Source organism: Algibacter agarivorans (assembly GCF_039543245.1).
In the GTDB taxonomy this organism is placed as follows: Bacteria; Bacteroidota; Bacteroidia; order Flavobacteriales; family Flavobacteriaceae; genus Algibacter_G; species Algibacter_G agarivorans.
Genome location: NZ_BAABJJ010000043.1, coordinates 37,526 through 57,380 on the forward strand (window position 1 = coordinate 37,526; position 19,855 = coordinate 57,380).

At 33.3% G+C, this 19,855-nt stretch carries 13 protein-coding genes; 7 read left to right on the top strand and 6 right to left on the bottom strand.

Translation table 11 applies throughout. The features are described 5' to 3' along the window. Positions 1-201: 201 nt before the first annotated feature. Positions 202-870 (top strand): SCO family protein, encoded by a 669-nt coding sequence (locus tag ABD935_RS14940; protein ID WP_345193387.1) that lies wholly within the window; start codon positions 202-204, stop codon positions 868-870. 22 nt (positions 871-892) lie between these two features. On the opposite strand, the gene ABD935_RS14945 is transcribed toward ABD935_RS14940, so the two are convergent. The 6 genes from ABD935_RS14945 to panC form a co-directional block, all read right to left on the bottom strand. Next, positions 893-4,516: a LamG domain-containing protein gene (locus ABD935_RS14945; protein WP_345193389.1), complete on the bottom strand. Its 3,624-nt coding sequence runs from the start codon at positions 4,514-4,516 to the stop codon at positions 893-895. Between the two features lie 440 nt (positions 4,517-4,956). Continuing rightward, on the bottom strand, positions 4,957-6,315 hold the full coding sequence (gene radA, locus ABD935_RS14950; RefSeq protein ID WP_345193392.1) for a DNA repair protein RadA: 1,359 nt from the start codon (positions 6,313-6,315) through the stop codon (positions 4,957-4,959). A gap of 44 nt (positions 6,316-6,359) precedes the next feature. Beyond that, positions 6,360-7,508, bottom strand: a complete 1,149-nt coding sequence (locus ABD935_RS14955; protein ID WP_345193394.1) for an alpha/beta hydrolase — start codon at positions 7,506-7,508, stop codon at positions 6,360-6,362. Positions 7,509-7,706: 198 nt separating this feature from the next. Beyond that, positions 7,707-8,666 carry a lysylphosphatidylglycerol synthase transmembrane domain-containing protein gene (locus ABD935_RS14960; RefSeq protein WP_345193396.1) on the bottom strand — a complete coding sequence of 320 codons (960 nt, stop codon included), beginning with the start codon at positions 8,664-8,666 and terminating at the stop codon, positions 7,707-7,709. Positions 8,667-8,670: 4 nt separating this feature from the next. Beyond that, entirely contained in the window at positions 8,671-9,021 is a 351-nt protein-coding gene (panD, locus tag ABD935_RS14965) for an aspartate 1-decarboxylase (RefSeq protein WP_345193398.1), read from the bottom strand. Between the two features lie 13 nt (positions 9,022-9,034). Next, on the bottom strand, positions 9,035-9,886 hold the full coding sequence (panC, locus tag ABD935_RS14970; RefSeq protein WP_345193400.1) for a pantoate--beta-alanine ligase: 852 nt from the start codon (positions 9,884-9,886) through the stop codon (positions 9,035-9,037). 199 nt (positions 9,887-10,085) lie between these two features. Here panC and ABD935_RS14975 point away from each other — a divergent pair, with 199 nt between their 5' ends. From ABD935_RS14975 to ABD935_RS15000, 6 genes are all read left to right on the top strand, one after another. Further along, entirely contained in the window at positions 10,086-10,895 is an 810-nt protein-coding gene (locus tag ABD935_RS14975; RefSeq protein ID WP_345193403.1) for a glycogen/starch synthase, read from the top strand. A gap of 23 nt (positions 10,896-10,918) precedes the next feature. After that, positions 10,919-12,589 (top strand): BamH family beta-barrel-assembly machinery protein, encoded by a 1,671-nt coding sequence (bamH, locus tag ABD935_RS14980; protein WP_345193405.1) that lies wholly within the window; start codon positions 10,919-10,921, stop codon positions 12,587-12,589. A 163-nt stretch (positions 12,590-12,752) separates the two neighbouring features. After that, on the top strand, positions 12,753-14,606 hold the full coding sequence (gene glmS / locus ABD935_RS14985) for a glutamine--fructose-6-phosphate transaminase (isomerizing) (RefSeq protein WP_345193407.1): 1,854 nt from the start codon (positions 12,753-12,755) through the stop codon (positions 14,604-14,606). Positions 14,607-14,823: 217 nt separating this feature from the next. Then, positions 14,824-17,643, top strand: coding sequence for a TonB-dependent receptor (locus tag ABD935_RS14990; protein WP_345193409.1), 2,820 nt, complete (start codon positions 14,824-14,826; stop codon positions 17,641-17,643). Between the two features lie 183 nt (positions 17,644-17,826). Beyond that, positions 17,827-19,335: a F0F1 ATP synthase subunit beta gene (gene atpD, locus ABD935_RS14995; protein WP_345193411.1), complete on the top strand. Its 1,509-nt coding sequence runs from the start codon at positions 17,827-17,829 to the stop codon at positions 19,333-19,335. Positions 19,336-19,437: 102 nt separating this feature from the next. After that, positions 19,438-19,716, top strand: coding sequence for a F0F1 ATP synthase subunit delta/epsilon (locus ABD935_RS15000; protein ID WP_345193413.1), 279 nt, complete (start codon positions 19,438-19,440; stop codon positions 19,714-19,716). The last annotated feature ends 139 nt before the right edge of the window (positions 19,717-19,855 follow it).

The following is a 19,855-nucleotide window of genomic DNA, read 5'->3' on the forward strand; positions in this document are numbered from 1 at the left end:
TAAACCAACTTTGAAAAGACAATTGTAGAATGCCATTAGTTTTAACATGAATTTAAGCTTCAATACTATTCTGCAAATCTAAATTTCATTGTATTTTTGCCCCACCCAGCTTTGTTAACACAAAGCTGACCTCCCCAAAGGGAAGGTATAATTAGAAATTCCTAGGTTGACTATCGGAATTTGTTAAATTCATAAGATTAAATGTTATCATTTTTTAAAGGTTACAAAATTTTTGCCATTGTTTTTATAATAATTTCTATTGTTATTATTTCAATAATATACAATACGTTAAATGTTTACCAGCCACTTCCTATTTACCAACCAACCATGGTAAGCACAGAACTTGTGGATAGCACGATTCAATATCAAAAAAAATATCATAAAATAGCAGATTTCAGTCTTACTAATCAAAATGGAAAAACCATTACCCAAAACGATTACAAAGACAAAATTTACGTTGTCGATTTCTTTTTTACCACATGCCAAACCATTTGTCCGATTATGACTAGCAACATGGTAGACATTCAAAAAGAAATTATAAATGATGATGACGTTATGCTGCTATCTCATTCCGTAACTCCAGAAATTGATAGCGTGGCTCAACTAAAACGTTATGCTTTAAAAAAAGGCGTGAATGATAAAAAATGGAACTTAGTTACTGGTGATAAAAAAGAGATTTACAAACTGGCCCGCAAAAGCTATTTAGCTGTAAAAGACAATGGGGACGGTGGTCCTTTTGATATGGTACATACCGAAAATTTTATGTTGATTGATAAGAAACGTCAAATTCGAGGTTATTATGATGGCACAAATTCTGAGGATATTAATCGCTTGCTTAACGATATTGCTATTTTGAAAGAAGAATATTAACACTAACTTTTTTTTTGAAATATCAATTCACAATTATCTTTTTGGTTATTACTTCATTTGCCTCTGTTCGCATACACACCACATAAGCGCCTGTCGATATATTTGTGAATTGCAATCCGTTCTGTAACCTTTCACTTGAAACATTTGTTAATTCTAAAACAGCTAGCCCTCGCATACTTATCAATGACAGTTTGCTCACTGGGCTGTTAAGTTTTTTAACATATAGCGTGTTGGCAGTATTCTTATAATAAATGAAGTTTTCTGTAATTGTTGCTTCTTCTGTACTCAAGCTCTGCTGTTCGCTTTGGAAAACAATCTCAAACCTATTATTGAACACACCCTGTTCTGATGAAAAACCATAAGCCGTACCTTCAGTTAAATCGAAATACATTCCTGTTAGGTTATCTTTCAAAAAAACAGCTTGATCTTCTTCAATATGTTCAAATTCTGAAATTTTAATCTCAAAGGCGTTATCACCAGATGATTTAAAATTCAAAGGCACCGCTTTATCATCTGTAATAGCACTATAAGCTTGCATATTCATGTTTTTACCTTCCAAATTCAAATTCAAATCGTTGTTGTTTAATTCGTCGCATTCTGCATCATAGCCATAATCATACCCATCTGAAGTCTTTTCACTAAATCCTAAAAGCAATTCTCTTCGTGTCTCGGGACCTGATGTAGAATTAAATTCTAAACGAATTTTTTTCATATCTTCACTCGTCGTTTTTTCTTTGGAAGTTTTTCCTTTTGATGATTTAGTGTTTCCTGATTTTGAAAATGTTGAGCCATTGTTATAAGTACCATCTGCATCGGCTTCTTTAATAAACACACGTTGGTTATTGTTAAATTCCACAGTACCATCTGCAACAATTTCTGTAATGAACCCTTGACCTACCGGAAGGTATCTTGTTGGGACTATCGTGCCATCCTGTGAGCCATTATTAGCGCCATAAAAGCCAACGAATTGGTAGGCTCTACATGACCCTAATTTGTTTACCTGGGCATAACCGCCATTATAATCATTTAGGTTATGAGAAGTCCCGCTCCATTGTTGCCATAATTGCAAGGTGCCGTCTATAACTCCTGCATTATCATCTATAAATTTATGGATATCGATAGCTGATGCATATGGGTTCCCTAATAAATATTCGGTTTTTGATACCGATGTTACCGAACCTGGCCCGCCAACATCCGCAACATTGATAAATATAGTACCATTATTGGGTTTGCCTTCAAAAATATATTGTTGTTCCGGAGCTACTGTCCCTGTTCCTTTTTGGGTATATCCAACACCTGACTTCAAGGCTGTTGATGTAGATATCTGTGCCCAATCCCAATAAGTCTTTCCGTTTATAAACGTGTACAACCAATAGGTACTTATGTTTCCGTTTGCGGTATAACCTGACGTAAATTGGCAATTGAACCCAGAATCGTCTTTAATCATCTGTAGGCTGAATTCTGTGTTGTTTGTATTATTAGTCGCTGCATTATTATCCGTTAAACTCGAAGCCGATAAAGCTCCAACTGGAGATGACCAGTAGTTGTACCAGTATGGACTGGCCGTTCCTTCTTGACGCCTTAACACTTTACCGGTTGCAGAGGTTACCAAATCACTGTTTATAGTCTGTATTAATTGAGAATCATCCATTAAATCCAATGTTCCGTTCAACTCTAAATACCAGCTGTTCTCCACTAGATTGTCACCGTTAACCGTTAAGGTTTTTCCACTATCAATAACCAATCCTAAACTTTTTGTTGAATGGCTTGCCGAAACATCATCTTTTATATGTAATATAATCCAATCTTTATTATTTGCCACATCCTCAATATCCCAAACATCTCCATGCCTCCAAGTGGATGCCGTGCTCCAAGAACCATCATTTGCAGTAACATAGGGCATCGGTGCTGTTTGCTGTTGCATGGATGTTATATTATGCAACTTAGTAATTCTATCATTACTAGAATAATCAGTAGTTCTATCATATGAAATTATATCTGTCATTGGATAATAAGCCAGTAAGCTTGCCCAAGGAATTGTAGAATTAGTCACTATATCATCTATGTTTTTATCAATAATCGACCCTTTAATTAATCCAGAATTGTTCTCTATTTGTTGATAAACCATTCTTTGAATTTGACTCTCTGTTAGTGAAGAATTAAACACTCTAACTTCATCTATATCACCTTTAAAATATTCTCTATTTGCTACGACTTTAGTGGTTCGTCCAACTTCAAAATTCCCATTTGAATAGACCGTGTTTTCAATAACACCTCCTGTACTGCCTACGTTTACAGAGGTCATAAAATCACCATCAATAAATAACGACATAATCCCTGTAGCACTAGTATAAGTTCCAGTAATATGATGCCATTCATCAAAATTAATGGCACTGCAATTTATAGACACTTCTGCATTTCCAGCAGTTTTCAAAGTAAACTTAGGAGTTTTTCCATTTTGCAACCATAATTTAAAACCCGTATCTTCTCCAGCAATGGTCATGTCTGTTGAATTACCTGAATCTGTTTTTACCCAAGCCATTAGTGTAACAGCACTTAATCCATTTATAAATTCTGGTGTAGATAAATAATCATCAACACCATCAAAATCTAATTTTGATTGGAGTAAAACAGGGTTTATTATAATATTTGCTCCACAATCTTCTAATATAAGATCTGTAGATGCTGGAATTGTTACATCTAAAAGCACATCAATATCCTCAATACACGAAGCACAAACAGAATCAAAACCACCACCATCATTAATATCATAATACATATGCCCGGTAACCGTTGCTCCACTAGAGAGTGTTGCATTATTTCTAACAATTAAAAAAGAGTTAACATCATTACCTATTAAATCATCATTACTTAAATGAATATCGTTAAGCAACATGGTATCATTATTAAAAAATTTAGCTGTACCAAAATTTAAAACACCGTCTAAAACAAACAATCCGTCATTAGTATAATCCGCATTTAACGACATATCTGAATGGATATAAACTGAACAATTATTTGTTAATGCACTAGAACCACCTGTTGACAAAGACCCTATAACTTCCAAAGTACCACAATTAGCATATTCACTAGCCACACTTGCGCTCAACTTAACTAAGGTTTTACTTTCATAAAAAGAAACAAAAATAGCATTTCCGCCCAGTTGTAAATCTCCATCTATATTAAAAACACCTGAATTATAAACTTTTGATGAACCAGCTGGATTAAAAGTTCCCCGTAAATTAATATACCCTGAATTATAAACATAAACCTCTGCATTTTGAAATGATGGATTAACAGCAAAATCTGCTTGACCTTCAATTAATAAAACTGCACCATTAAAATTAGAAATTGTACCAGAATAGGTCACACCTGGAGCAACATAAAAAGTACCTTTAAAACCACTATTAGCTAGGGTATCACTATTATCAGCCAAAATACAAACACTATCCGATCCGTTAACGGTAGAAGGAGCTGAAGTTGGATTACCAGAACTGTCTATCCATCCTGAACCTGTAAATGTATATGTAAAAATTGATGGTATAGTTGGGGGATTAAAAACGTACGATTCACAGGTTTGTGCGTTACTAAAACTAGTAGCACATAGAGTTAGTGAAATGAAAATTTTGTAGATTCTAGTTTTCATAATTAATAGATTTGGGGAAATCAAAATTATCTTATTATCAGCTGGTTATACAATTTAAATCTTTATATTAACTATAACCTAGCTTAAAAAATTGATGAAATACATAAAATTTGTTATCCACCTATAATTTAACCCACTGCCTTTTAGATACTGCCAAAACAGTGAAGTCATAATTAATATGTTTTTCCTTTATTAAAATTTTTATTTAAATATTTTTAATAAAATGTTTTGAAATTAAACTTGAGGGGAGAATAATTCAACTTGTTGTAATACTATTTACACATACATCATACAATAATACAACAATAATATAATAAAAAATCGATAAAAACTAATAAAAACACGTTAAAACACATATTTTCAGCGATTAAATGTATTTTGTCGATTAATAAAAAAAGAATTCATAACAGTAGAAATTAAAATTAATTTCCTTTAAGATATTAAACAAGTGCTTCAACCAAATCTTCAATTTTAGAAATTAATTGAATTTTAATAGCGGTATTTTTTAAAAAAATTTTGTTGTATTTAGATACAAAAATAGTTGAAAATCCTAATTTTTCTGCTTCTAAAATACGTTGTTCCACACGTTGCACCGGTCTAATTTCACCTGAAAGCCCAACCTCAGCAGCAAAACAAAAATCTTTTTGTAAAGCAACATCTTCATTTGAGGATAAAATGGATGCCACCACCGCTAAATCTATAGCAGGATCATCCACAGTTATACCTCCTGTTATGTTTAAAAACACATCTTTTGCCCCAAGTCTAAAGCCAGCCCGCTTTTCTAAAACAGCCAATAACATATTAAGGCGTTTGGCATTAAAACCCGTAGCGCTACGTTGTGGCGTTCCATAAACCGCTGTACTTACCAATGCTTGTACCTCAATCATTAATGGGCGCATCCCTTCCAAAGTTGCCGCTATGGCATTACCCGAAAGGTCTTCATCTTTTTTGGAAATTAAAATTTCTGAAGGATTAGAAACTTCTCTAAGCCCAGAACCTTGCATTTCGTAAATCCCTAATTCATTAGTAGAGCCAAAACGGTTTTTGTGGGCTCTTAAAATTCGAAACACATGATTTCGGTCCCCTTCAAACTGTAGAACGGTATCCACCATATGCTCCAAAATTTTTGGCCCTGCAATGTTACCATCTTTAGTGATATGTCCAATCAGTAAAACTGGAGTAGCTGTTTCTTTAGCGAATTTTATAAGTTCTGTGGCACATTCTTTAATTTGCGAAATACTTCCGGAAGATGACTCTATATAGTCGCTATGCAAGGTCTGTATAGAGTCAATAATTACTATGTCAGGTTGGAGCGAAGCGATTTGTTTGAAGATGTTTTGAGTTTTAGTTTCCGTTAATATATAACAATTGTTATTTTCTGGATTGATGCGTTCTGCTCGCATTTTGATTTGTTTCTGACTTTCTTCACCAGAAACATATAAGGTTTTATAAGGTAATTTTAATGAAATCTGAAGCAATAATGTGCTCTTTCCTATTCCCGGTTCGCCACCTAAAAGGGTTAAAGAGCCTGGCACAATGCCACCACCTAAAACGCGATTAAATTCACCATCAAAAGTATCTAATCGAGGTTCTTTTGAAACATCAATATCCTTAATTCGTAATGGAACTGATGCTTTTTTTACGGTTGAAGTTGGCGATTTCCAATCGCTCTTTTCAGGTTTCTGAATAACTTCTTCAACAATGGTATTCCATTCTTTACATGCATTGCATTGCCCTTGCCATTTAGCATATTGAGAGCCGCAGTTTTGACAAAAAAAAGTGGTTTTTACTTTAGCCATTTAATTGTTTTGGAATTTAGAGTTTGAGATTTGGAATTTCATTTTTAATACCCAAAATCTTCTTTAATTAATTCAGCTTTCTCTAACATTAAATCTTTTGAAAGGCCTGCAATTTCCTCTAAGGTGTAAGCCGATTGATAGGTGCGCATTGCTTTTTTAGGATCTCCAGTTTCTTCATAAAAACGAGCAATATAATACGTTCCTAGCATAGTTTCTGGATATGCTTTTCTTGCTATTTTACCTAATTCTTCATAATACTCATACAATTCGTTTTTTTCAATAGCTGCAGATATGGCTTTAAAATCGTTGATTAATACTTTCTTTTCAATACCAAACAAATCATTAATTGCTTGATATTTTTCTTGAAGGTAAAGTACTGGCGATATCTCTAATTCAAGAATAGTTTCCTTATATTCCTTTTTTGAAATAGGTTGAAACACTTGAAAAATACTTTCTATAGCATTTGGAATGGCGTGCGTTGGTACAGAATAGTGAGAAGGGCCATCAAAACTATCAAAATCGAATACTAAATTTTCGTTTTCTAAAGCCGAAATATCCGTATTTAATGCACTTGTCATCTTTTTTACAGAAGCCCCATCATTAGTTGTATTTGCTAAATAGTAAAATATTTTAGATTCAATCTTACTTAATGCTTCTGGAAGATAATCTATCATATCCGGTGCTAATTCCGGGCTAACCGATATATAGCCTTGAAATAATGGCTTTGGTTTTAGCAAATAATAATTAATAAAATTTGCGGTTTCGCCATGACCTACAGCAACTTTAAAATTACCTGTTCTATATGTTTTTTCAATGTAAGGAATCAATTCCATACCAATAAACTCAAAAAAAGAAGCGCCTGTTTCAATAGGTAACGAGTTTTGCTCAGAATACATGCAATCATCAAATCGTTTATCTATTTGGTTAATACCAACAATAATGGCTTCGGGCATATCTTCCCAATAGGAATAATAATCAACATTTCCAGCTACTGCTTCAAACATATAATCGCCATCTAGGACAATGAAAAGTGGATAGCTTTTATCTTCATTAGAATTATAACCTCTTGGTAATTGAATTTTTAATTGACGTTCTTCTCCTATTTTTGTAGATTCAATAGTTTCATATTTAACTTGGGCTTCGGTAAAGTGTGTGGTGATTAGAAGTAATAAAAAGGAACCTAAATGCTTCATTTTAAATAAATGATTTTGAAATTTTGATATTGGCAAGATAATAAATATGTGGATAACAATTCAATAAAGTAGAGTATTGAAACCAGTACTAAAGCACACTTTGTTTCACAAAGAAAATTGAGCCACGAATAACATAGATTACAAGACTCTGTGGCTTAAAAGGGAAATAAAAGCATCTCTCTGACTTATAATTGAAGCTTATTGCGATTTTTTTCTATTGTAAATAGGCAAGTAGATAAGGGACAAACCACCAAAAATAATAATCATAAGGGTTTGTGATGCCCACATAATCCATCCAAAGGCAATACTAGGGTCTTCTGCGATTCCAAAAATTGAAAACGCAGCATAAATGGCTATTGGATACGAACCAATACCCCCATTAGTAGCTGCAATACTAAAACTTGCCGAAATAAAACCTATTAAAATGGCGCCTGCTGAAATACCATCTAGTTCGTCAATAGCCAAAGATGTAACATAAAACATAAGTAAATACATCCCCCAAATAAATAGTGTATGAAAAATAAAGGCCCACTTCTTTTTCATTTTGAATATACTTAATGCGCCTTCAATTAAACCATTTACAAAAGTTCTTATTTTTAACGCTATTTTAGAATTACTTTTCCTTATAAACCTTAAAAAGAAAATGAGTAACAAGGCAACCACAAAAAGAGCCATCAGAATTTTTGTTGGATTGAATTTTTCAATAAGAAAGGTATAAATAAAATCGAATTGCAGAAAGAGTGTGATGCCAATTATCCCAAGCATAACAATCATATCTGCAATACGTTCTGCTACAATAGTACCAAAGCCCTTTTCAAAAGGCACGTCTTCGTAGTTTGTAATTATAGATGCTCTGGCTACTTCGCCCGCTCTTGGGATGGTATAATTTATTAAATACGTAGCAAAAACAGCCATTGTACTATTCCCAAACTTAATTTTGTAACCCATGGGCTCTAACATAAACAACCATCTGTAAGCTCTAGACAAATGACTTAAAAGCCCTAAAAATACACCAAGAAATATCCATTTATAATCCGCATTTTTAGCATAAATCAATAATTCTTCAACAGATACTTTAGACAGTGAATACCAAACCAAAAAAACTCCCAATAATAATGGGAGCGTAATCTTTAGTATGTTTTTTGTTTTTCTATTCAAAAGTTTATTTTAACAAGTTTGTGGCTTCATCAGGAAACACTAACGATGGTTTAAACACTTTCGCTTCTTCTATACTCATAAACGCATAAGTAATTAAAATAAGTGTATCGCCTACAGAAACTTTTCTAGCTGCGGCACCATTAAGTGTAATTTCACCACTATTTCGTGGCCCAGGAATACAATACGTTTCTAAACGCTCGCCATTGTCATTATTTACAATTTGAACTTTTTCGCCTTGTATAATGCTGGCTGCCTCCATTAAGTCTTCATCAATGGTTATACTGCCTATATAGTTGAGTTCTGCACCCGTGCATTTAACTCTATGGATTTTAGATTTTACTACTTGAATTTGCATGTGGCAAAGATAATTAATTTAGAGCGATATTATCAATGAGTCTAATATCATCTGCATATACTGCAATAAATGCTCTATAAGATTTTTGGTTAGATTTTCGTTTAACTGGCTTTAAGGTTTCGGTATCCGCAATAATGATATATTCTAACTCTAATAAATCATGATTAGCAAACTGTTTTTCAACCCATTCTATAATTTTGTTAGCACTTTTTGTGCCAAAAAGTTCTTTGGCAGTTTTTAAAGTTTTAAAAATAAAAGGAGCTGCCTTTTTATACTCTGGTTTCAATCTTGTATTACGAGAACTCATGGCTAAACCATTAGCCTCGCGATGTATCTTACAACCTACAATAGTTATAGGAATATCATGCTTTTCAACGAGTTTTTTAATGATGGCTAGCTGCTGAAAATCCTTTTCTCCAAAATAAGCTTGATGTGGTTTAACAATCTCAAAAAAACGTTTTACAATAGTACCTACACCATCAAAATGACCATGCCTAAACTTTCCTTCCATTTCAAATTCCAAACCATCAAAATCGAAATTTTCAGATACTGTATTACCTTCATAAATATCTTCGATAGTAGGTGTATAAACCAAAATATCGTTCCTACTTACTGTTTTTAATAGGGCAATGTCCTTTTCTAAAGTTCTTGGATATTTAACCAAGTCTTCGTTATTATCAAATTGCGTGGGGTTCACAAAAACACTAACAACAACTTTATCATTATTTGCCAATGCTTTTTTCACTAATTGCAAATGCCCGTCATGCAATGCACCCATGGTAGGAACTAAGCCTAATGTTAGGTTTTTTGATTTTAAAGCATCAATTGCTGCTCTAATTTGCTGTTTTTCTGAGTAAACTTCCACTTTTTAATAAAAAATTAACGCGTGCAAACTTAAGATTTTACAAGCAATTTGCATAAAATTTTGTACTTTTGCGTGATTTTTATTTAGAGTTTTCTGAAGCAGAAGCTTATTTAGTGTAAGTTTTTCAAAATCTCTCATTAAAAAGACGTTAATAATTTCTAATGATGTTAAGTCATTAAAAGTCAACAAAAACAAACATATGAAAGATAAGAGGATATTATATGTATCATCTGAAGTAGTTCCTTATTTACCAGAAACCGAAATTTCGTCTGCAGCTTTTGAAGCACCGAGATTGGTGAATCAACAAGGTGGGCAAATCAGAATCTTCATGCCTCGATACGGCAATATTAATGAACGAAGACATCAATTACACGAAGTCATAAGATTATCTGGTATCAATTTAGTTATAAATGACTTGGACATGCCTCTTATCATCAAAGTAGCATCTATTCCTAAAGAACGGATTCAAGTATATTTTATTGATAACGATGAGTATTTCAAAAGAAAAGCAACATTAACTGATGAAGATGGTAAATTATTTTCTGATAATGATGAACGTGCTATATTCTTTGCAAAAGGCGTTATTGAAACTGTTAAAAAATTGAATTGGGCACCAGATATCATACATGTTCATGGTTGGTTAGCTTCTTTATTACCTCTTTATTTAAAAGAATATTACAAAGACGAACCATTGTTTAATGAAAGCAAAATAGTGACATCAATATACAATCAAAGTTTTGATGACACGTTAAACAAAGACATGGTCAACAAAATTAAATTTGACAATATTGATGACGATGCCATTAAAACACTGGAAGATCCATCGTATACTAACTTAATGAAAGTTGCTATTGATTATTCAGACGCTTTAATTGTTGGGTCTGAAAACATCCCGGATGACTTAGACACCTATTTAAAAGCATCTGATAAACCTATTTTAGAATATAAAAGTAAAGATGAATTTGGTGAAGCTTACACAGCATTTTTTAATAATACTGTTTTAGGCTAAACTATTATATTCATTCAATATATATGAAAAAGACGATTAAAGCCCTTAAATTATCTATTGTTTTCCTATTATTTATATCATCTTTTATTGCATGCGATAAAGATTTTAATATTATTGATAGTGATGTTCTTGGAAAAGGAAATGCAAATTTTTTAACGAGTATAGATACAATTTCTATTTCCGCATATAACAAAACCTTAAACGCTGTGCAAATCAACAACTTAGCATCTAACTTACTTGGTGTTTTTGATGACCCTGCATATGGACTAACTACAGCTAGTATTGTTACTCAAGTAACTCCAACGACTTTTAGTCCAAATTTTGGTGTTACACCAGTTATCGATTCAGTTGTTATAAGCATCCCTTATTACAGCACTGCAACAGGAGTTGATGGTGACGGGAATACTATATATACTTTAGATTCTTTATACGGAAATCCCGATGCAGACATCAAACTTAGCATTTATCAAAACAAGTATTTTTTAAGAGATTTTGACCCGAACACAACAGATAATAGTGCTCAAAACTATTATTCTAATGCAGGTAGTGGTAAAAATTCTGCGCTTAATGGTTCTAGCACAATTAATTTTGACGACCATATAGGAGAACTACTTCTTGAAAAAGAATTTAAACCTAGTGCTACAGCCATCATTACTACTACAGGTACTGGTGACGATGAAGTTAAAACAAGATCCGTTCCTGCTTTAAGGGTTGTATTAGAAAATAATACTTTTTGGGAAACAACAATTATAAACAAACAAGACCACCCCGAACTCAGCAATGCCAATAACTTTAAAAATTACTTTAGAGGTTTATACTTTAAAGTTGAAGAAACTGTTGTTGGCGATGGCAATCTGTTTTTAGTGAATTTAGCATCTGCTAATGCGAATATTGCTATTTATTACACCTCAGGTGAAACGGATGCTCGAACACAATCTACATATGCCCTAAATTTCTCAGGAAATAGGCTTAACACCTTTATAAATGATTATAATAAGGTTACGTTTCCAGTTCCTAATAAAGATTTAGGTGATGAAAAGCTTTATTTAAAAGGCGCTGAAGGTTCTATGGCTATTGTTGATTTATTTGGAAATGAAGACGCAAATTCTAATAATACTCCTGATGAGTTAGAGGACTTTCTAAAGGACTACAGGCAAACTGATGACAAAGGTGACTTTATTATGGACAACACCACAGGAAATTTTGTTTTAAAAAGACTTATTAATGAAGCGCATTTAGAAATCTATGAAGATCAAGATATAGAACTTGGCACTTATGATGCTGATTTCCACAAATATGACCGTATTTACGCATATGATACTAAAAACAACGCGCCAACTTTAGATTATCAAATAGACCCAACTGAGAATGCTCAAAATGCGTTTAGCTCTAAGATTATTAGTTTAAGTCAAAGAGATACTATTACAGGTCAATATAAAATACGTCTAACAGAACATTTAAATAATATTTTACTGCGAGATTCTATTTACAACACACAAATTGGTTTAGTATTATCTACTAATGTTAATTATACTACTAATGCTCAAATTTTAAATAGTACAGATAATGTTACGGCAATTCCAGCTTCAGCACTAATAACTCCACGAGGGACTATTTTACATGGCAGCAATCCTAATGAACAAAATAAAAGCAAGAAAATAAGATTAAAAATATTTTACACAGAACCTAATTAAAATCAGCAATTTAGCTCCACATATACGATGAAATTTATTTTTATTTTTCAAAATTGAATTTCATCGTATAAAACAAGGACTTCATATAATAATTGTTTTTCATTAGCATTTATTTCACATATTTGTTTTTGAAATAAAAACCCCAAAATTAAATTTAGAAAATATGTGCGGAATTGTAGGATATATTGGCCCCAGAGAAGCTTACCCAATTATTATTGAAGGACTTAAGCGATTAGAGTATAGAGGATATGACAGTGCTGGAATTGCCCTATTTGATGGCACAGACCTTAAAGTTTCTAAAACAAAAGGGAAAGTAGTAGATTTAGAAAATCGTTCTGAAAAAGAAATTACTAAAAACGGAAATGTAGGTATTGGACACACACGTTGGGCAACCCATGGTGTGCCGAATGATGTCAATTCACATCCCCATGTTTCAAACTCAGGCGAATTAGTAATCATCCATAATGGTATTATTGAAAACTACGATTCACTTAAACAAGAATTAATTTCTAGAGGTTATACTTTTCAATCCGATACAGATACAGAAGTACTTATCAATTTAATTGAAGATGTAAAAAAACAACAAAACGTAAAACTTGGTAAAGCAGTACAAATTGCATTAAACCAAGTAATAGGCGCGTATGCCATTGCCGTTTTTGATAAAAACAAACCAGAAGAAGTAGTTGTGGCACGTCTAGGAAGTCCATTAGCTATTGGGATTGGTGAAAATGAAGATGAGTTTTTTATTGCTAGTGATGCTTCTCCTTTTTTAGAATACACTAAAAATGCTGTGTATTTAGAAGATGAAGAAATGGCTGTTATTAGATTTCATAAAGGCATAAAAATTAGAAAAATCAAAGATGATTCTTTGGTAGATACTTACGTTCAAAAACTTCAAATCAATTTAGAGCAAATTGAAAAAGGTGGTTTTGACCATTTCATGCTTAAAGAAATTCACGAGCAACCTAAAGCTATAACAGACACCTATAGAGGTAGGTTGCTAAGAAACGAAGCTATTATAAAAATGGCAGGTGTAGAAGACAACATGAAAAAGTTTCTTAATGCCAATCGTATTATTATAGTAGCATGTGGAACATCATGGCACGCAGGTTTAGTGGCTGAATATATTTTTGAAGATTTAGCAAGAATTCCTGTAGAAGTGGAATATGCCTCAGAATTCAGATACCGTAATCCAGTTATTAATGAAAATGATGTAGTTATTGCCATTTCACAATCTGGTGAAACCGCAGACACTTTAGCCGCTATTAAACTAGCAAAATCTAAAGGTGCTTTTGTATTTGGAGTTTGTAACGTTGTTGGCTCATCCATTGCAAGAGAATCTGATGCTGGTGCTTACACACATGCTGGACCAGAAATAGGTGTAGCATCAACAAAAGCATTTACCACTCAAATTACCGTATTAACATTAATCGCATTAAGATTAGCTAGAGCAAAAGGCACTATTAGCAGCTCAGATTTCCGTCAGCATTTATTAGAACTAGAAATGATTCCTAAGAAAGTTGAAAAAGCATTAAAATCTGATGCCAACATTAAAACCATTGCTAATGTTTATAAAGGCGTTAGTAATTTTCTATACTTAGGAAGAGGATACAATTTCCCAGTAGCCTTAGAAGGTGCACTTAAATTAAAAGAGATTTCGTATATACATGCAGAAGGTTATCCAGCAGCAGAAATGAAGCATGGCCCTATTGCTTTGATAGATGAAAACATGCCAATTGTTGTCATAGCAACAAAAAAAGGACATTACGAAAAAGTGGTTAGTAATATCCAGGAAATAAAATCTAGAAAAGGAAAAATTATAGGTATTGTAACTGAAGGAGATACGCAAGTTAGAGCACTAGCTGACCATGTCATTGAAGTTCCAGAGACATTAGAATCACTATCACCTTTACTTACCACTATTCCTTTGCAATTATTATCATACCATATAGCAGTTATGTTAGATAAAAATGTAGACCAACCAAGAAATCTAGCAAAATCTGTAACTGTAGAGTAAAAAAATTACTTTAATAAATATTTTAAAAATTGCCATGTTTTAATGTGAAACATGGCAATTTTTACTTTTACCCCCTATTTTTTGCCTATTTGACAATAAACCGTAAGATTTTTTGTTAAAATATACTATGCGTGCATAATTTTTTTATATTTTTAGCCAATAGGATAATATCAGTTTTTATATTATCTTGTTATTAAACTTAAACTTTAATTACTAAATGAAGACAATTCTCCCCTTTTTAATGCTGTTGTTTTGTGGTTTATCATTTTCACAAACAACTATAACTGGCTCAGTAGTCGATGATAATAACCAGCCTATTCCTGGAGCAAATATTATTATTCTTGGAACCTCAACAGGTACTGTTACCGATTTCGATGGTAATTTTACACTAACTTACGATCAAGACCCTCCTTTTTCAGTTCAAGCAAGTAGTGTTGGTTTTGAGTCTGCTCAAGAACAAGTAATTTCAAGCAATCAATTCTTGACTTTCATACTTAATGAAGGTACGTCTTTAGATGAAATTGTAATTTCAGCGTCCAGAACACCTGAAAGTGTTAGAGAATCTCCAGTTACTATTGAAAGATTTGATGCTAAAGACATTCAATTTGCAACCACACCTGACTTTTATTCAAGTTTGGAAAATTTAAAAGGGGTAGATGTCAATAAAGGAAGTTTAACTTTTAATGCTGTTAATACACGTGGATTTGCGACTTTTGCTAATACACGATTTGTTCAACTCGTTGATGGTATGGATAACTCACTACCAGGATTAAATTTTGCTTTAGGTAACATATTAGGATTAAGCGAACTGGATATAAGTAGCGTAGAAATATTACCAGGTGCCTCTTCAGCTCTTTATGGTGCCAATGCCTTTAATGGCATTTTATTCATGACTAGCAAAGACCCATTTTTACATCAAGGAGTAAGTGCTTATGTTAAAACAGGATTGACGATACAGGATGAAGCTGGAGATAATCAATTTCATGATTTTGGATTTCGTGCTGCGCATGCATTTAGTGATAAATTTGCAGCAAAAGCGTCATTTTCTTATTTAAGAGGTACTGATTGGTTTGCATCAGATAACAACCAATATACACTAGGAGCAGTAGGAACAGCAGATGCTATAACCCCTTTTAGATCAGGACCTGCTCATGATGGATTAAATATATATGGAGACGAAGTAGCTTTAGCAGCAAATGGAACTGGTCAACCACAAAACCTAAATGAAGTTGCTCAATTTTTAGAAGCTAATGGAATTTTACCAACAGGTGCAAGTGCATTAGTTCCAGCTGTAAATGTAGCAAGAACAGGCTACAAAGAATCTGATTTAACCGACTATAAAGCTGAAAGTATAAAGGCCTACTTTACCTTAAACTACAGACCTTTTGGAAACAACACAGAAGTTATTTGGAGTTCTAAAATAGGAAAAGGCTCATCAATATACCAAGGTTCTAATAGATATGCCATAAAAGATTTCGCCTTGCAACAGCACAAATTAGAATTTAGAGGTGATAATTTTTTCCTTAGAGGCTATACAACTATAGAAAATGCTGGTGACTCATATGACATGCGTTTTACAGGAATTAACATGAATAAAGTAGGAGCTTCAGAATGGTTTGGTGCTTATGCAGCGGCTTATGCACAAGGCGCTGGACAAATATTAGGTGGTGGTGGAAACCCAGGTGACCCTGCTGCTCAGTCTCAATTACATGCAGGTGCAAGAGTTTTTGCAGATGCTAATTATACACCGCAACCAGGAACTCCTGAATTTATATCTCTTTTTAATAAAGTTACAAATGATCCTAACATCTCAACTGGTTCTAAATTAGTAGACGAATCTAAAATGAATGTTGCTGAAGGAAATTACAATTTTAAAGATTTACTAAACAATGTTATAGATTTACAAATTGGTGGACAATACAGACAATACTCATTGAATTCTAGTGGTACTGTGTTTACAGATTACGATGGATCGATAGATTATAGCGAATATGGCGCTTATTTACAAGGCATTAAAAAATTGATGGATGACCGATTAAAAATAACAGCTTCAATACGTTATGATAAAAATGAGTTTTTTGATGGTAGCTACTCTCCAAGACTTTCTTTAGTATATGCCGCTGGAGAAAATAAACAACATAATTTTAGGGCTTCCTTACAAACAGGGTTTAGAAATCCAGATACACAAGCGCTATTTATTGGGTTTGATGTTGGTAGAGCAATTCTAGTAGGAGCCGCTCCTGATAATTTAGATAGAAGATTACCTAATACAACTTTAACAGGAAGAGATGCATATTCCAATTCTTATACATTAACTTCATTACAAGCATTTGGAGCTAGCGGAGGTACCACATCTTTAAATCCTGTAAATGGCACAGGTATTACACCTCTTGCTGAACAAGAAAAAGTTACAGCAGTTGATGTTGGATATCGTGGTAAAATAAGTTTTTTAACCGTTGATTTTAACGCCTATTATAACACTTATGACAACTTTAGTGCTCAAAAATTTGTTGTTACACCAAAAACTGGTTCGGTAACTGATGCATCAGGGGTTATTGATATTGCAACAGGAAACTATAAAGTTTTTAACGTATATACAAATTCGTCAGCAGACATAAGTTCCTATGGAGGTGTTATTGGTTTATCTACAAAAATTGCTAAAGAATTTGATTTTGGAGTAAATTACACATATGCAAAATTAGATTTTGATCAATCAACTGATCCAGATTTTAGTGCAGGATTTAATACACCCGAACATAAAGTTAAAGTATCATTAGGGAATCCTGAATTATTTAAAAACTTCGGATTCAATATTAATGGTCGTTGGAGTGATAAATATTTCTGGCAAGCTGGTATAGCCAATGCTATGATATCTGCAAGAACAGTAGTTGATGCTCAAATAAACTATTCAGTGCCTTCCATGAAATCTACATTCAAAATTGGAGGAACTAATTTAGGAGGAAAAGAATATCAAAGTGCTGTTGGATCTCCATATATTGGATCCCAATATTTTATCTCTTGGACCATAAACAATTAATTATTTCTAAAAAGAATTTATGATAAAATACAATTTTAAAACACCTTCTAATAGAAGGTGTTTTTTTTGGAATAAAAAAGCTTTAAAAACAACTTTCATTTTAAATTAAAAAATATATCTTTGCACGCGAAAACTTGAAGTGTTTTCTTAGAATTAAAACGCATAATATTAAACAAATAGGTAATGGCTAAAGTTACAGGTAAAGTTGCACAAATAGTAGGACCGGTTATTGATGTTGCATTCAGTGCAGGTTCAGAACTTCCAAAAATTTATGATTCCTTAGAAATTAAAAGACCTGATGGTTCTTTGTTAGTATTAGAAGTACAGTCTCACATTGGTGAAGATACTGTACGTACTGTTGCTATGGATTCTTCAGATGGTTTAAGTAGAGGAACAGAAGTTACTGCAACAGGAGCTCCTATTCAAATGCCGATTGGAGATGATGTTTATGGACGTTTGTTTAATGTAATTGGAGATGCTATTGATGGTCTTGGAAATTTACCTAAAGCTGGAAAAGCTGGGTTACCAATTCACCGTCAAGCCCCTAAGTTTGAAGATTTATCAACCTCTACTGAAGTTTTATTTACAGGTATTAAGGTAATCGATTTAATTGAGCCTTATGCAAAAGGTGGTAAAATTGGTTTATTTGGTGGTGCTGGTGTAGGTAAAACAGTATTAATTCAAGAGTTGATTAACAATATAGCAAAAGGTCACGGTGGTTTATCAGTATTTGCTGGAGTAGGCGAAAGAACTCGTGAAGGAAATGACCTTTTAAGAGAGATGTTAGAATCTGGAATTATCCGTTATGGTGATGATTTTATGCATTCTATGGAAGATGGTGGATGGGATTTATCTAAAGTTGATAAATCTAAAATGAAAGAATCAAAAGCAACGTTTGTATTCGGACAAATGAATGAGCCTCCTGGAGCACGTGCACGTGTTGCATTATCAGGTTTAACTATTGCTGAATATTTTCGTGATGGTGCTGGTGAAGGACAAGGAAAAGATGTTCTTTTCTTTGTAGATAATATCTTCCGTTTTACACAAGCTGGTTCTGAGGTATCTGCATTATTAGGACGTATGCCTTCTGCGGTAGGTTACCAACCAACATTAGCAACAGAGATGGGTGCGATGCAAGAGCGTATTACTTCAACAAAAAGAGGCTCTATTACATCTGTACAAGCGGTTTACGTACCTGCGGATGATTTAACGGATCCTGCTCCTGCTACAACTTTTGCTCACTTAGATGCAACAACAGTATTATCACGTAAAATTGCTGAGTTAGGTATTTATCCAGCGGTTGACCCGTTAGATTCTACGTCAAGAATTTTAACTGCTGATATTTTAGGACAAGAACATTATGCTTGTGCGCAACGCGTAAAAGAGTTATTACAACGTTACAAAGAATTACAAGATATTATTGCTATTCTTGGTATGGAAGAATTATCTGAAGAAGATAAATTAGCTGTAGGTAGAGCAAGACGTGTACAACGTTTCTTATCTCAACCGTTCCACGTAGCTGAGCAATTTACTGGTATTCCTGGTGTATTAGTTGATATTAAAGAAACTATTAAAGGTTTTAATATGATTATGGATGGCGAATTAGACCGCTTACCAGAAGCAGCATTTAACCTTAAAGGAACCATTGAAGAAGCTATTGAGGCTGGAGATAAAATGCTTGCCGAGGCATAGCCGAAGCAAGTGCTGAATTTATTTCAGCATCTTTTAAATTGAACCTTGAATAACATTAAACAGACCCTGAAATAAATTCAGGGTAGTAAAACAAGTTTTACTATGTATTTAGAAATTGTATCACCTGAAGCCACTTTATTTAGCGGAGAAGTAACTAGCATTTATGTTCCTGGAGTTAACGGTGACTTTGAAATGTTAAATAATCACGCGCCTATTGTTTCTTTATTAAAAGAAGGGGTTGTAAAAATCTCTGGAAATATTGAATTAGACGAAGAGGTTCAAGATAAATTCACCAAAGGAGACAAAGGGACAACTTTACTAAAGATTAACTCTGGAACTTTAGAAATGAAAAACAATAAAGTGATTGTTCTAGCCGATTAAATTTTTATTTTAAAATTATATATAAAAACGCGAAGCAGATGCTTCGCGTTTTTTGTTTTAGTCACTTTAATTAGGCACTTTCAGATACACACAAATACTTGTAAATCAGCGATATAATTCGTAAATTAGAATAAACAAA